12 protein-coding genes are annotated in these 13,708 nt (G+C 73.7%); 1 reads left to right on the top strand and 11 read right to left on the bottom strand.

The window, feature by feature from the left end; genetic code table 11:
* The 9 genes from E6W39_RS25365 to E6W39_RS25325 are packed head-to-tail and all read right to left on the bottom strand — an operon-like array spanning nucleotide 1 to nucleotide 8,143.
* Nucleotides 1-1,560 carry a complex I subunit 4 family protein gene (locus E6W39_RS25365; protein ID WP_141635499.1) on the bottom strand — a complete coding sequence of 520 codons (1,560 nt, stop codon included), beginning with the start codon at nucleotides 1,558-1,560 and terminating at the stop codon, nucleotides 1-3.
* Between the two features lie 46 nt (nucleotides 1,561-1,606).
* A complete protein-coding gene (locus tag E6W39_RS25360) occupies nucleotides 1,607-3,568 on the bottom strand; it encodes an NADH-quinone oxidoreductase subunit 5 family protein (protein WP_141635498.1) in 1,962 nt (653 codons plus the stop codon).
* Nucleotides 3,565-3,936, bottom strand: a complete 372-nt coding sequence (gene nuoK / locus E6W39_RS25355; protein WP_141635497.1) for an NADH-quinone oxidoreductase subunit NuoK — start codon at nucleotides 3,934-3,936, stop codon at nucleotides 3,565-3,567. The genes E6W39_RS25360 and nuoK overlap by 4 nt, the downstream gene beginning before the upstream one ends.
* Nucleotides 3,937-3,942: 6 nt before the next feature.
* Entirely contained in the window at nucleotides 3,943-4,605 is a 663-nt protein-coding gene (locus E6W39_RS25350; RefSeq protein ID WP_141635496.1) for an NADH-quinone oxidoreductase subunit J family protein, read from the bottom strand.
* Nucleotides 4,602-5,084 (bottom strand): 4Fe-4S binding protein, encoded by a 483-nt coding sequence (locus tag E6W39_RS25345; RefSeq protein ID WP_101385133.1) that lies wholly within the window; start codon nucleotides 5,082-5,084, stop codon nucleotides 4,602-4,604. The genes E6W39_RS25350 and E6W39_RS25345 overlap by 4 nt, the downstream gene beginning before the upstream one ends.
* A 53-nt stretch (nucleotides 5,085-5,137) precedes the next feature.
* Entirely contained in the window at nucleotides 5,138-6,046 is a 909-nt protein-coding gene (locus tag E6W39_RS25340) for a complex I subunit 1/NuoH family protein (RefSeq protein WP_267286771.1), read from the bottom strand.
* 47 nt (nucleotides 6,047-6,093) lie between these two features.
* Nucleotides 6,094-7,098, bottom strand: coding sequence for an NADH-quinone oxidoreductase subunit C (locus tag E6W39_RS25335; RefSeq protein ID WP_141635495.1), 1,005 nt, complete (start codon nucleotides 7,096-7,098; stop codon nucleotides 6,094-6,096).
* The gene (locus E6W39_RS25330) at nucleotides 7,095-7,736 is read right to left on the bottom strand and encodes an NADH-quinone oxidoreductase subunit B (protein WP_141635494.1); all 642 of its coding nucleotides are present in this window, start codon (nucleotides 7,734-7,736) and stop codon (nucleotides 7,095-7,097) included. The genes E6W39_RS25335 and E6W39_RS25330 overlap by 4 nt, the downstream gene beginning before the upstream one ends.
* Nucleotides 7,727-8,143 (bottom strand): NADH-quinone oxidoreductase subunit A, encoded by a 417-nt coding sequence (locus E6W39_RS25325; protein WP_141635493.1) that lies wholly within the window; start codon nucleotides 8,141-8,143, stop codon nucleotides 7,727-7,729. The genes E6W39_RS25330 and E6W39_RS25325 overlap by 10 nt, the downstream gene beginning before the upstream one ends.
* Before the next feature lie 249 nt (nucleotides 8,144-8,392).
* Here E6W39_RS25325 and E6W39_RS25320 point away from each other — a divergent pair, with 249 nt between their 5' ends.
* Nucleotides 8,393-9,568 (top strand): sensor histidine kinase, encoded by a 1,176-nt coding sequence (locus tag E6W39_RS25320; RefSeq protein WP_141635492.1) that lies wholly within the window; start codon nucleotides 8,393-8,395, stop codon nucleotides 9,566-9,568.
* 66 nt (nucleotides 9,569-9,634) lie between these two features.
* On the opposite strand, the gene E6W39_RS25315 is transcribed toward E6W39_RS25320, so the two are convergent.
* Together E6W39_RS25315 and E6W39_RS25310 are read right to left on the bottom strand one after the other, a co-directional pair.
* The gene (locus tag E6W39_RS25315; RefSeq protein ID WP_141637944.1) at nucleotides 9,635-10,681 is read right to left on the bottom strand and encodes a S1C family serine protease; all 1,047 of its coding nucleotides are present in this window, start codon (nucleotides 10,679-10,681) and stop codon (nucleotides 9,635-9,637) included.
* A 214-nt stretch (nucleotides 10,682-10,895) separates the two neighbouring features.
* A complete protein-coding gene (locus E6W39_RS25310; RefSeq protein ID WP_141635491.1) occupies nucleotides 10,896-13,355 on the bottom strand; it encodes a serine/threonine-protein kinase in 2,460 nt (819 codons plus the stop codon).
* Between the last annotated feature and the right edge of the window lie 353 nt (nucleotides 13,356-13,708).

The raw sequence follows: 13,708 nt of genomic DNA, 5'->3' as shown, positions 1-13,708 counted from the left end.
TCAGCCCACCCCCAGCAGTTGCTTGACCACCGGAGTGGAGAGGGTGAGCAGCAGCGCCGGCCAGAGCCCGGCCACCAGGGTGAGCGCGGCCAGCGGGGTCCAGCTGACCGCCTCGTAGCCGCGCAGCTCGGCGGGCTCGGCGACGGCCGGCTGCTTCGGGTCGCCCATGCAGACGCGGCGCACCACCTGCAGCAGGTAGGCGGCGGTCAGCAGGGTGCCGAGGCCGGCCAGCACCATGTAGGTGAGGAAGGCGGGGCGGGACAGACCGGCGGCTGGCTGGAAGGCACCGAACATCGCCAGCAGCTCGCCCCAGAAGCCGGCCAGGCCCGGCAGGCCCAGGCTGGCCACGGCGGCGAAGGCCAGCAGCGCGCCCAGCCGGGGCGCCCGGCCGTAGAGCGCGGCGCCGGTCTCGCCTGACAGGGCGTCCAGGTCCGACGTCCGGTAGCGGTCCTTCAGTGAACCGACCAGGAAGAACAGCAGGCCGGTGATCAGGCCGTGGGCGATGTTGGCGAACAGGGCGCCGTTGACGCCCACCGGGGTGAGCGAGGCGATGCCCAGCAGCACGAAGCCCATGTGACCCACCGAGGAGTAGGCGATCAGCCGCTTGAGGTCGCCCCGGCGCCCCGGCCGGGCCAGCGCCAGGCAGGCCAGCGAGCCGTAGACGATGCCGATGGCAGCCAGCGCGCCCAGGTACGGGGCGAAGGTCGCGGTGCCGTCCGGCACGATCGGGAGCAGCACCCGGACCAGGCCGTAGGTGCCCATCTTCAGCAGCACGCCGGCCAGCAGCACCGAGCCGACCGTGGGCGCCGAGGTGTGCGCGTCCGGCAGCCAGCTGTGCAGCGGCCAGGCCGGCGCCTTGACGGCCAGGCCGAGGCCGATCGCCAGCGCCGCCAGCACCTGGGTGGAGTGCGACAGGCCGTGGCCGTGCGCGGCGGCCAGCGCCGTCATGTCGAAGGTGCCGGCCTTCAGCCCGACCAGCAGGAAGCCGAGCAGCATCACCGCCGAACCGAGCAGCGTGTAGAGGATGAAGCGGTTGGCCGAGGGCACCTTGGCCCCGCTCCCCCAGCGCGCGATCAGGAAGTACATCGGGACCAGCACGATCTCGAACGCCAGGAAGAACAGCAGCAGGTCCAGCACCGTGAAGGTGGCCAGCATGCCGACTTCCAGCAGCAGGAAGACCCCGGTGAAGGCCCGCGCCGACGGGGTGCCCTCGGCGGTCGGCCGCCGCTTGAGCGAGTAGATCGCGCAGAGGAACGTCAGCAGCGCGGTGAGCACCACCAGCGGCAGCGAGACGCCGTCCACCCCGAGGTGGAACCGCACCCCGAGCGCCGGGATCCAGCGGACGTCGACGACGGCCTGCATCCGGCCCGGGTGCCCGTGGTCGAACCCGGCCGCCAGCGCCACCGCGAGGGCCAGCACCAGGCCGGTGACCACCGCGTTGAAGCCGAGTGCGCGGCGCTCCCTGGTCTCCTCGTCCGGGCCGAAGGCGGTGGCCGGGGCGAGGGTGGCGGCGGCCCCGAGCAGCGGCAGCAGCAGGAGCGCGATGAGGAGCGCGGTCATCGGGGACTCCCGAGGGCGAGGGACGGACGGTGGAACGGCTGCCCGGTCATGTACCGACCGCCACGAAGACCGCGATCAGCACCACGCCGGCCAGCAGCGCGCTCAGGTAGGTCTGGGCATTGCCGGTCTGGCTGCGCCGCACCACCCAGCCGAGCAGCTTGGCCGTGCCGCCCGAGCCCTGGACGTAGGTCTCGACCACCTCGCGGTCCAGGAACTTCACCAGCTCGGCGGCGGCCACCGTCGGACGGACGAAGACCGCGCTGTACAGCCGGTCCACGAAGAAGCCGTGCTGCGCCGAGCGGTACAGCGGGCCGAGCAGCGCCCGGCCGGGGTCGGCGACGCCCTTGGCACGGGTGGTGACCGTGCGCCAGGCGGCCCAGCAGATCAGCACGCCGGCCACGGCCAGCCCGGTGCCGACCACCGCGGTGGGCAGCGAGGGGCGCAGCGAGCCGCCGTCCAGCAGCTCGGGCAGCCACTGGGGGCTCAGCCCGGTCACGCCGAAGCCGATCGTCGGGATGGCCAGCACCCAGAGCGGCCAGCGCATCGCGGCGGGCTCGGCGTGCCCCGGGGCCACCTCGTCGAGCTCGGGCGAGTACGGCGCGCCGGCCTCGGGGCCGCCGTTCGGGGCCGCCGCCGCGACCGCCTTGGCCGGGAAGGCCAGCAGCCACAGCCGGGTGGCGTAGGCGGCGGTGAGCACCGCGGTGAGCCCGGCGGCGATCAGCACGATCCAGCCGGCGGCGTGCGGCACCGCGCTCGCCGGGCCGACGCCGTTGGTCAGCGCGTTCCCGTCGGCGGCGTGCTCGGCGGCGGTGAAGACCGCCTCCTTGCTGAAGAAGCCGGAGAACGGCGGCAGGCCGACCAGCGCGACCAGGCCGATGCCGAGGGTCCAGCGGGCGTCCGGCACCCGGTGGCGCAGCCCGGGGATCCTGGACATCGCGGTCAGCGAGTTGGTGTGGGCGGCGTGGATCAGCACGCCGGCCGACAGGAACAACAGGGCCTTGAAGGCGCCGTGGCTGACCAGGTGGAAGACGGCCGCCTCGCGGTCGCCGCAGGCCAGCGCGCCGGCCATGTAGCCGAGCTGGCCGACGGTGGAGTAGGCGAGCACCCGCTTGATGTCGTCCTGGGCCAGTGCGCACAGGGCCGAGCCGATCATGGTGACGGCGGCCAGCACCGCCAGCACCACCAGGGCGGCGCCGGAGAGCAGGAAGACCGGCAGCAGCCGGGCGACCAGGTAGATGCCGGCCGCGACCATGGTGGCCGCGTGGATCAGCGCGGAGACCGGGGTGGGGCCGGCCATCGCGTCCGGGAGCCAGGTGTGCAGCGGGAACTGCGCGCTCTTGCCGGCCACCCCGGCGAGCAGCAGCAGGGCGATCAGGGTGGGGTGGTGCAGCTGCCCGTGGGCGGCGGCGTCCAGCACGCCGGAGATCTGGAACGTGTGCGCGTCGCCGGCCAGCAGGAAGATGCCGAACAGGAACGGCACGTCGCCCAGCTTGGTGACCAGGAAGGCCTTGAGCGAGGCGGCCCGGGCGTCCGACGTCTCCCAGTGGTGGCCGATCAGGAAGTACGAGCAGATGCCCATGACCTCCCAGCCGACCAGCAGCACCACCAGGTCGCCCGAGTAGACCACCAGGAACATCGCGGCGGTGAACAGCGAGACCAGCGCCGCGTAGGACGGGTAGCGCGGGTCGGCCTTGAGGTAGGCGGTGGAGTAGATCTGCACGCAGGTCGCGACCAGGCCGACCAGCACGGTGATCAGCGAGGTGTAACCGTCCAGGTGCAGGGCCAGGTAGATGTTCGGGCCGCCGGTCGGGGTGAGCAGGGTGGCGGCGTTCAGGGTCCGGCCGGTGCCCAGCTGCAGCGCGGCGGTGAGGGCCAGCACGGCGGCGGCCAGCACCGGCAGGATCGCCAGCGGGCGGGTCCAGCCGGGTGCGCGGCGGCCGGTGGCGAAGATCGCGGCAGCACCGAGCGCGGGCAGCGCCGGAACGAGCGCGGGGACGGCGATGTTCACAGAGCCTGGCCCTTCGACACGGCGTCAGGTGCGGGTTCGGCCTGGGCCGGGATCTCGGCGGCGCGGTCGCCGAGCGCGGTGATCCGGTCCACGTCGGCACTGCCGCGGGTCCGGAAGACCAGCAGCACGATGGCCAGGCCGAGGCCGATCTCGGCCGCCGCCACCGTGATGGTGAACAGGGTGAGCGCCTGCCCGGCGTGCAGCGAGTCGCGCAGCCAGGCATCGAAGGCGACCAGGTTCAGGTTGACGGCGTTGAGCATCAGCTCGACCGACATCAGCACCAGCACGGCGTTGCGCCGGGCCAGCACACCGTAGACGCCGATGCCGAACAGCAGCGCGGCGAGGACGACGGGGTAGGCGAGGTGCATCGGCGATCAGCTCTCCTGCCGCGTCGAGGGCCGGGGCGTCGGCCGGGTCGAGAGCTGGGGGCTGCGCAGCTTCCCGGCCCGGGGCTTGGCGGCGCCGCCGTTGCCGGTGCGGGAGATCACGACGGCGCCGACCAGCGCGGCCAGCAGCAGCACCGAGAGCGCCTCGAAGGGCAGCACCCAGTAGCGGAACAGGCTGGCGCCGACGGCCGCGGTCGAGCCGCCGCCGCTGCCGAGGTCGATCCAGGAGGTCCGGAAGGCGTCCACCACCAGGGTCACCAGGGTGGCCGCGGTGGCGAGGCCGACCCCGAGCGCGACCCAGCGGTTGCCCGAGTCGGCGTCCGGCGAGCGGCCGATCGGGGCCTTGGTGAGCATCAGTCCGAAGAGCACCAGCACCACCACCGAGCCCAGGTAGATCAGCACCTGCACCCAGGCCACGAACTCGGCGGTGAGCAGCAGGAACTCCACCGCCAGGCCGCCGAGGGCGACCACCAGCCAGAGCGCGGCGTGCACCAGCTGCTTGGTGGTCACGGTGAGCAGGGCGGCGCCCAGCACGGCGAGGCCGACCAGCACGAAGACGATCTCCACCCCGGTCGGGGAGAGGAAGCCCCGGGTGGCGGGGGCCAGCGAGCCGGAGGCGGCCAGCACCCGGTCGGTCAGCAGCGGGGTCATGACGCATCACCGGCCGCGGCGGCCGCCTTCTCCGCCGCCTTGCGGGCTGCGGTGATCTCCTTGGGGTCCTCGGCCGCGGGGTCGAGGGCCGGCGGGGGCGGCACCGTCCACATCCACTCGCGCAGCTTGTCGCGCTCGTGGGTCAGCTCCAGGATGTCGGTCTCGGCGTACTCGAACTCCGGGGACCAGAAGAGCGCGTCGAACGGGCAGACCTCGATGCAGATCCCGCAGTACATGCAGAGCGAGAAGTCGATGGCGAACCGGTCCAGCACGTTGCGGGTGCGGGCCCGGGCGTTCGGGTCGGCCGCCGGGAGGGTCTCCTTGTGCGAGTCGATGTAGATGCACCAGTCCGGGCACTCCCGGGCGCAGAGCATGCAGACCGTGCAGTTCTCCTCCAGCAGCCCGATCACCCCGCGGCTGCGCGGCGGCAGCAGCGGCTGGGCGTCCGGGTACTGCGCGGTGACGGACTTGCGGGTCATGGTGCGCAGGGTGACGGCGAGGCCCTTGGCCAGGCCGGAGCCGGGGAGGTTCACTAGGAGATCGCCACCTTGATGATGCCGGTCAGGGCGAGCTGGAGGAGCGCGAGCGGGATCAGCACGGTCCAGGCGAACCGCATCAGCTGGTCCTCGCGCAGCCGCGGGAAGGTGACCCGGGCCCAGATCACCACGAAGGCGAGCGCGAAGGTCTTCAGCAGCGTCCACAGCCAGCCGAGGCTGTCCGGCAGCGGGCCGTGCCAGCCGCCGAGGAAGAGCACCGCGGTCAGCGCGCTGAGCACCAGAATGCCGCCGTACTCGGAGAGCAGGAAGAACGCGAAGCGGATGCCGGTGTACTCGGTGTACGCGCCGAAGATGATCTCGGAGTCGGCCACCGGCATGTCGAACGGCGGCCGCTGCAGCTCGGCGAGGCCCGCGGTGAAGAAGACGAAGGCGCCGATCGCCTGCCACGGCACCCACCACCAGTGGAAGGCGCCCAGGATGCCGGTGAGCGAGACGGTGCCGGCCGCCATCGCCACCGAGGCGGCGGCCAGCAGCATCGGCAGCTCGTACGACATCAGCTGGGCGGCCGTGCGCAGACCGCCGAGCAGCGAGAACTTGTTGGCCGAGGCCCAGCCGGCCATCAGCGAGCCGAGCACGCCGATGCCCATCACGGCGAGCACGAAGAAGATGCCGGCGTCGACCGCCTGCCCGACGAAGCCGTGCGGACCGACCGGGACGGCCAGCAGCACCACCAGGTAGGGCAGCAGCGCGACCGCGGGGGCCAGCTGGAAGACGCGGCGGTCGGCGCCGGCCGGGACCACGTCCTCCTTCTGCGCGAACTTCACGCCGTCGGCCACCAGCTGGGCCCAGCCGTGGAAGCCGCCCGCGTACATCGGGCCGAGCCGGCCCTGCATGTGGGCCATCACCTTGTGCTCGGTCTGGCCGATCACCAGCGGGAGGGTCATGAAGACCACCAGCACCGCGACGCAGCGCAGCAGCGTGTCGAGCAGGTTCACGCGCTGTCTCCGTTCTGGTTGTCCTCGGGGGCCTGGGTGTCCTCGGGCTTCTCGGGCTTCTCGGGTTCGGCAGCCGGCGCATCGGACGTCGGCTCCGCCGACTTCTCGGGCTTGGCCGGTGTCGAGGGCTCGTCGTAGGCGGGCACCGGGGAGTGCCACGGGGCGTCCGCGCTCTGCGTCCGGGCCACCTTGGGCGCCTCGGTCCCGGGTGCCTCGGTGCCGGGCGCCTCGGCGGGCTTGTCGGCGGGCTTGTCGGCGGGTGCGGCCTGGCTGGCCGAGCCGTCGGTGATGCTGCGGTTGCGCCGCGGCCGGTCCGCCCGCACCGGGCGGGTGCCCTCGGCGCCGGCTGCCGCCCCGGCCGCCGCCCCCGCTGCCGCGCGCGGCCCGCGAGCCGCCCGCGCCGGGCGCTCGGCGACCGGCGGCAGGGTGCCCTTGAGCGGACCCCACTCGTTCGGGTCGGGCACCCCGGCCGGCTGCATCTTGCGCCGCGCGGGCCCGTCCCCGTGATCGCTCTCGCCGGGCTCCTTGGCGCCCGGCCAGGCCTTGGCGACCCGGGCCGCCAGCACGAACTCCTTGCGCAGCGGGTGGCCCTCGAAGCCGTCCGGCAGCAGCAGCGGCACCGGGTGCGGGTGCCCGGTGAACTCGATGCCGAACATCTCGGTGGTCTCGCGCTCGTGCCAGCCGGCCCCGGCGTAGACCCCGACGGCGGTCGGCAGCGCGGCGCCGTCGCGCGGCACCCGGGTGCGCAGCAGCAGGTGCCGCACCGTCCCGGGCTCGCCCACGGCGGCCAGGTGGGCGCTGACCGAGAAGCCCTCGGCCAGCTCGTCCACCGCGCTCAGCCAGTCGAAGAAGGCCAACTCCAAGCCGTCCCGGGCCGCGGTCAGCGCCTCGATCCAGTGCTCGGCGGGCACGTCCACGGTGAGCAGCTCATATGCCTCGGCGGCCGTCGCCCACGGGCCGACGACGGCGGCGGTCCGCTCCGGATCCAGTGCGGCGGTCACTGCGCACCCCCGGGGCCGGGCAGCAGCGGGCGGCGCAGCGCGCCGGTCGAGGGCCCGGTGTAGCGCTCGGCCAGCGACTCCTCGGCGATCTTCTCCTGCAGCTTGAGGATGCCCTGCAGCAGCGCCTCGGGCCGCGGCGGGCAGCCGGGCACGTAGACGTCGACCGGGATGATCTGGTCGACGCCCTTGGTGACCGAGTAGGAGTCCCAGTACGGCCCGCCCGAGTTGGAGCAGGCTCCGAACGAGATGACGTACTTGGGCTCCGGCATCTGCTCGTAGAGCCGCTTGACGGCGGGCGCCATCTTGTCCGTCACGGTCCCGGAGACGATCATCAGATCGGCCTGCCGGGGGCCCGGGGCGAACGGGATCACACCCATCCGGATGAAGTCGTGCTTGGCCATCGAGGCGGCGATGAACTCGATCGCGCAGCAGGCCAGGCCGAAGTTGAAGACCCAGAGGCTGTAGCGGCGCCCCCAATTGAGCACCATCTTGACCGGGTCCGGGGCGAGCCGGGCCAGCGGGCCGAGTCGGCGCTGCTCCAGCGCCCCCGGGCCGGGCCGGGCCGGGTCCGGCAGTCCGAGCGGCACCAGGCCGTCCGCCGAGCCGTGGCTGTGGCTGTGGGTGTGGGTCACGTCCATTCCAGAACGCCCTTCTTCCAGGCGTAGAGCAGCCCCACCGCGAGGAAGCCGAGGAAGACGAACATCTCCACCAGCGTCCCCGCGCCGTAGCCCGCGGCGGCGAACACCGTCGCCCACGGGAACAGGTAGATCGCGTCCACCGCGAAGATCACATAGAGGAAGGCATAGATGTAGTACCGGATCTGGGTGTGCGCCCAGCCCTCGCCGACCGGGTCCACCCCGCACTCGTAGGTGAGCAGCTTCTCCGGCGAGTAGATCACCGGGCGCAGCAGCCGGTTGGCGCTGAACGCGACCGCCACGAAGAGCACTCCGACCACCGCGAGCAGGCCGATCGCCGCATAGGCGTCGAAGTACCCGCTCCCCAGCGTGGGGTCGGCCGCGAGGGCGGCGGCCCGTGGCCCCTCCATGCGTACGCCTCCAGCGGTTTTTACCTGATCCATAACCTTCGGTATGACGTGAGTCTATGGCCACTGCCATGGCCCCCCGGCACCCTGCCCGACCTGCGAGACGATCCGCAAGACGATCTCCATGTCCCGTCAAGTCCGCCGCGGTGGGGTTAACCCCCCACAACTTCGGGCGCCGACCCCCGTGCGCCGGGCCGCCGCGACCCGCCAAGCTTGGCTGTCCCAGCCATACGAACGAATGGACGGCAGACGATGGCCAGACCGCTCTACGGTGCGCAGATGTGGCGCGAGGCCCGCCACCACCTGCTCGGCCTGCCCTTCGGCATCGCCGGCTTCCTGTTCACCGTGGTCACCTTCTCGGTCGGCACCTCGCTGAGCGTCACCGTCATCGGGCTGCCGATCCTCGCGGTGGGCCTGCGCGGCTGCCGCGGGCTCGGCGCCGTGGCCCGCCGCCGGGCCCGGGTCGCGCTCGGCGCCCGGGTCGAGGAGCCGGAGCCGCTGCGGCCGCCGTCCCGCCCGGGCACCGCGGGCCGGGTGATCGCCGCGCTGGCCGACGGCCTGAGCTGGCGCTCGGCGCTCTACTGCCTGCTGATGCTGCCCTGGGGGATCATCAGCTTCACCGTCACGCTGGTGCTGCTGGTGGCGTGCTTCCCGCTGCTGCCGTTCGCCGTGCGCTATCTGGCGGTGGCGCACCGGGTGCTGGTGGAGCTGCTGCTGGCGCCCAGCGAGCTGACGGTGCGGGTGCGCGAGCTGGAGGAGGACCGCGGCGCGGTGGTCGACACCGCCGCCGCCGACCTGCGCCGGATCGAGCGGGACCTGCACGACGGCGCCCAGGCCCGCCTGGTGGCGCTGGCCATGGACCTGGGCCTGGCCAAGGAGAAGCTGCTGGACACCGAGCTGTCGCCGGAGCAGGCCTCGGCCGCGCAGATGGTCGGCTCCGCCCACGGCGAGGTGAAGCTGGCCCTGCAGGAGTTGCGCGATCTGGCCCGCGGCATCCATCCGGCGGTGCTCACCGACCGCGGCCTGGACGCGGCGCTCTCCTCGGTGGCGGCCCGCTGCACGGTGCCCGGCGGGGTGCGGGTCAACGTCGACCTGTCCGGCCCGGACGGCAGCCCCGAGCGCCCGGACTCGGCGGTCGAGGGGATCGCGTACTTCACCGTCAGCGAGTTGCTCACCAACACCTCCAAGCACGCCGCCGCCCGGCACGCCGCGGTGGACGTGTGGCGCTCGGCGGACCGGCTGATGCTCCAGGTCAGCGACGACGGCCGGGGCGGGGCCGATCCGCGACCGGGCGGCGGGCTGGCCGGCCTGGCCGAGCGGGTCGGCTCGGTGGACGGGGTCTTCCTGGTGGAGAGCCCGGCGGGCGGCCCCACCACGGTGACCGTGGAGCTGCCCTGGCGCACTCGGGCGGCGCGCGCCGCCCGCTGACCCGGCGTACCGCGGTCCGGCGGCCGCCCTTGCGCGGTACGCCGCCGGACCTGCTCCGACGGGGGCTCAGGAACCGAGCGTCCCCAGGGTGACGTTCGCGGTCATCGTCTGGCCGTTCCGGGTGTAGGTGACGGTGACGTTGGCGCCCGGCGTCAGCGAGGCCAGCGCGGTGGTCAGGTCGCTCAGGTCGGTGATCTGGGTGCTGCCGACCTTGGTGATCACGTCGCCGGGCTGCATGCCGGCGTCGGCGGCCGGCCCGCCCGAGGCGGCGCTGACCACCAGCACGCCGGCCGGCTTGAACTCGTTGGTGTAGTAGGTGCGAGCACTGATGCCCAGTGCGGCCCGGCCGGAGTTGGTCACCTTGCCGTTCGCGATCAGCTGGTCGGCGATGCTGGTGATGGTGGCGCTGGGGATCGCGAAGCCGATCCCGGGGGCCGCGCTGCCGTTCAGCTGCTGGTCCACCGCGGCCAGCGTGTTGATGCCGATCACCTGGCTGGAGAGGTTCACCAGGGCGCCGCCGCTGTTGCCGGGGTTGATCGCGGCCGAGGTCTGCACCATGTTGCCGATGGTCGCGCCGGGCGAGTCGGTGGTCTTGGGCTCGGTGACGGTCCGTCCGGTCCCGGAGACGATGCCCTCGGTGACGCTGCTGGACAGGCCCAGCGGGCTGCCCATGGCGAGGGTGATCTGGCCGAGCTGGACCTTGCCGCTGTCCCCGAAGACGGCGGGCTTCAGGCCGCTCGGCGGGCTGCTGAGCTTGATCACCGCGAGGTCGTCGTCGGGGTAACTGCCGACCAGGGTGGCGTCCAGCAGGCTGGTGCTGTTGGCCAGGCTCACCTGGAAGCTGCTGGCGCTGCCCACCACATGGGCGTTGGTGACGATGTCGCCCTTGCTGTCGTAGATGATCCCGGAGCCCAGCCCGGAGGCGGTGGTGATCTGCACCACCGAGGGCAGCACCTGGGCGATCACCTGCTCGTAGTCGGCCTGCAGCTGGTTGCTGGCGGTGGGCGCCGGTGAGGAGCCGCCGGTCGGGATGGCGGTGCTGGCCGTGGAGGACGAGGACTTGCTGGAGCTGGTGCAGCCGCCGAGCGCCAGCACGGCACCGAGGGCCAGCATGGCCGCGGACAGCGCGGTCCTGGGGCCGGTGGGACGGGGGCCGGACGGGCTCGGTCGGGTGGGATCCTTCGTGGGCTGCACCTGGACTGCCTCCGGTTCCGGACATACGGCGTGCTGGCCCGGCCGAAGCCAGGCTTTGTCAGCATTTCACCGATATGTCCGATTCCTTGGCAGGGCACGCCGCCCTCCCGGCCGGCCACCGCCCCGAATGGCCTTACCGCTGCTCCGGAACGGCCGTCCCGTAGACCGCGTCCAGCGCGTAGACGCAGCGGTCCTTGCTGCTCACGAAGACCCGGCCCAGCGCGGCCACCGGAGAACCCGTCAGCTCGCCCTTGGTGCCCAGCTCCCAGCGCAGCCGGCCGGTCGCCAGGTCCACGGTGTGCAGCGAGTGGTCCCGGCTGCCCAGGTGCACCAGGCCGTCGGCCACCGCGGGCGCGCCGACCACCTCGCCGCGCGCCGAGTAGCGCCACAGCTCCCGCCCGTCCGCGGTGTCGAAGGCGTAGAGGGTGTCCCCGCTGGCGATCAGCGCGGTCCGCCCGGCCAGCACCACCGGCTCGGCCCCCTGCCGGCTGGCGGTGCGCGCCTGCCAGCGCACCCGGCCGGTCGCCGCGTCCAGCGCGTAGAGGGTGCCCAGGTAGTCGGCGACGTAGACGGCGGGTGACGGGCCGTCGTCCAGCACCGGCGGCGTGAACAGCACCACCGGGGCGTCGAACCGCCAGCGCTGCGCCCCGCCGGCCGCGTCCAGCGCGTACACCGCGGAGCCGGCGGTCACCAGCACCTGGCCGCCGCGCACCGCGGGGCGCGAGGGCACGTCCTCGCCGACCGGGAAGCTCCAGCGCGGCAGCCCGCCGCGGGCGTCCACGCAGCGCAGTCGGCCGCCGCCGTAGTAGTAGGCCGCGCCGCCGACCAGCGCCGGGCCGGACTGCGGGTTCTCGTAGTCCTGCTGCGCGTCCTCGGCCCGCCACAGCTCGGCGCCGTTGGCGCTGGAGCGCGCCTGCACCCCGCCGCCGCGCAGCCCGCAGAGCAGCACGCCGTCGGCGGCGTCCAGCGAGTAGACCCAGCCGTCCAGCGAGCTCCGCCAGCGCTCGGCGCCGTCGGCCACGTCCACCGTGTAGAGGTGCGGGCCGTCGGCCGCGTGCAGCCGCCCGGCGTCCACCGCGACCGCCCAGGCCACGTCGCGGGTCTTGTAGCGGCGCCGCCCGGTGGCGATGTCCAGCGCGTGCACCTCGAAGCTGGAGATGAACAGGATGCCGCCGGCCACCAGCGGGGTGCCCCAGACGTCGTTGGACATCCGGAACCGCCAGGGCCGCCAGCGCCCGCCGGCCGGCTCCGGCGCCGGTTCGGCCGGCGCCGAGCCGCCGTCGGTCGCCCCCGACGCCCGGCGGACCCAGTCGGTGCCGATCGGGGCACCGGCCTGCCCGGCGTCGGTGTGCGCCTGCGGGCCGGGTCCTATCCGCACCGGACCGCCGGACAGCTGGATCTCCTGGACCGGGTCGCGCCGGTGCCGCCGGGCGCCCAGCTTGGCGGTGACCGGCTCGCCGTCCGGCCCGGCCGTGCCGTGCGTGCCGGTCCGCGGGTCCAGCGTCTGCGCCCGGGACGGTTGCGCCGGCGCGCCCCACAGGCTCTCGGCCGCCCGCGGTCCGGCGTGCGCGCCGTTCGGCGGGGTGTTGGCCAGGTAGGGCGCGGGCACCACCGGCGGGGCGCTCGGCACCGGCGGCAGCGGGGCCTCGGGCGCCGGAGTCGGCGGCGCGGGCGGTGCCGGCGGTTGGGGGGCAGGCCGGGCGGCGGGCCGCCGGCGACGCTCGATCAGCTCCAGCGCGCTGGGCGGCAGCCAGTCGCCGCCCTCCTCCCCCGCGCCGTCCCGGGAGAACAGGTGCGGCGCCAGCTCGGCCTGGATCTGCGCGGGCGTCGGCCGGTGCTCGGGAGCCGGCCGCATGCAGGCCTGCACCAGGTCGGCCAGCTCGGCCGGCAGCCCGGTCAGGTCGGGCTCCTCGCGCAGCAGCTTGAAGACGGTCTCCACCGGGTTGCCACCGCGGAACGGCGGATGCCCGGTGGCGCAGAAGACCAGCAGCGAGCCGAGCGAGAACACGTCGCTGGCGCCGGTCACGCTGCGGCTGTCCTTGGCCTGCTCCGGCGACATGTAGGCGGGCGTGCCGACCGCCACATTGGTCATGGTCAGGCGACTGGTCGAGACGCCGGCGGCGATGCCGAAGTCGATCACCCGCGGGCCGTCCTCCACCACCAGCACGTTGGACGGCTTGAGGTCGCGGTGCACCAGGCCGGCGGCGTGGATGGACTGCAGCGCCTCCGCGATGCCGGCGACCAGCCAGCGCACCGCGTCGACCGGCAGCGGCCCGCACTCCTCGACCAGGTCCTCCATCGAGGGGGCCGGCACGTAGGCGGTGGCGAGCCAGGGCACCCGGGCGTCCGCGTCGGCGTCCACCACGGCCGCGGTGTAGAAACCGCCGACCGTCTTGGCCGCCGCGATCTCCCGGGCGAACCGGACGCGGAAGAGCTCGTCCTCGGCCAGTTCGCCGCGCACCGTCTTGATCGCCACCCGGCGGCCGGAGGCGGACCGTGCCAAATACACCAGCCCCATCCCGCCGGCGCCGAGCCGCCCGAGCACCTCGAAGGGCCCGATCCGTCTCGGATCCTGCGCCGTCAGCTGGTCCACCCGGCTGCCACCTCCCCGTCCGCCGCGCCACCCTCCCCCGGCCTTCGGCCGGGAGGTGCCCCCAGTGGGGGCCGGACCGATTCTCCAATGCCCCCGCCGTCTGAGCCAATCTCCCCCCACCGCTGCGGCCCCGCCGTGTCGCGTACCGCCGTCGCGTTCCGGCCACCTCGTCAGCTCGATGGCACCCGGCCGGATCTGACGGGCTTTCCGGCGTCACCGCATTCATGTGCCGCGCTACTCAGAGCAACCCGAGTCCCCTTCAGCCCACACGCCGTCACTCTGTGCCGCCATCAGCACACGGGGGGCTTCGAATATCCCTATCACCTACCTGATTACCACCCCCCGGGCGGACT

Source organism: Kitasatospora acidiphila (assembly GCF_006636205.1).
Taxonomy (GTDB): Bacteria; Actinomycetota; Actinomycetes; order Streptomycetales; family Streptomycetaceae; genus Kitasatospora; species Kitasatospora acidiphila.
This window is presented reverse-complemented; position numbering and strand designations above follow the sequence as displayed.

Bases quoted from the DNA above. Each gene is read 5' to 3' on its own strand.
- E6W39_RS25365 (WP_141635499.1), bottom strand. From the start codon at position 1,560: ATGACCGCGCTCCTCATCGCGCTCCTGCTGCTGCCGCTGCTCGGGGCC.
- nuoK (WP_141635497.1), bottom strand. From the start codon at position 3,936: ATGCACCTCGCCTACCCCGTCGTCCTCGCCGCGCTGCTGTTCGGCATC.
- E6W39_RS25350 (WP_141635496.1), bottom strand. From the start codon at position 4,605: ATGACCCCGCTGCTGACCGACCGGGTGCTGGCCGCCTCCGGCTCGCTG.
- E6W39_RS25345 (WP_101385133.1), bottom strand. From the start codon at position 5,084: ATGACCCGCAAGTCCGTCACCGCGCAGTACCCGGACGCCCAGCCGCTG.
- E6W39_RS25340 (WP_267286771.1), bottom strand. From the start codon at position 6,046: ATGACCCTCCCGCTGGTGATCGGCCAGACCGAGCACAAGGTGATGGCC.
- E6W39_RS25330 (WP_141635494.1), bottom strand. From the start codon at position 7,736: ATGGACGTGACCCACACCCACAGCCACAGCCACGGCTCGGCGGACGGC.
- E6W39_RS25325 (WP_141635493.1), bottom strand. From the start codon at position 8,143: ATGGAGGGGCCACGGGCCGCCGCCCTCGCGGCCGACCCCACGCTGGGG.
- E6W39_RS25320 (WP_141635492.1), top strand. From the start codon at position 8,393: ATGGCCAGACCGCTCTACGGTGCGCAGATGTGGCGCGAGGCCCGCCAC.
- E6W39_RS25315 (WP_141637944.1), bottom strand. From the start codon at position 10,681: ATGCTGGCCCTCGGTGCCGTGCTGGCGCTCGGCGGCTGCACCAGCTCC.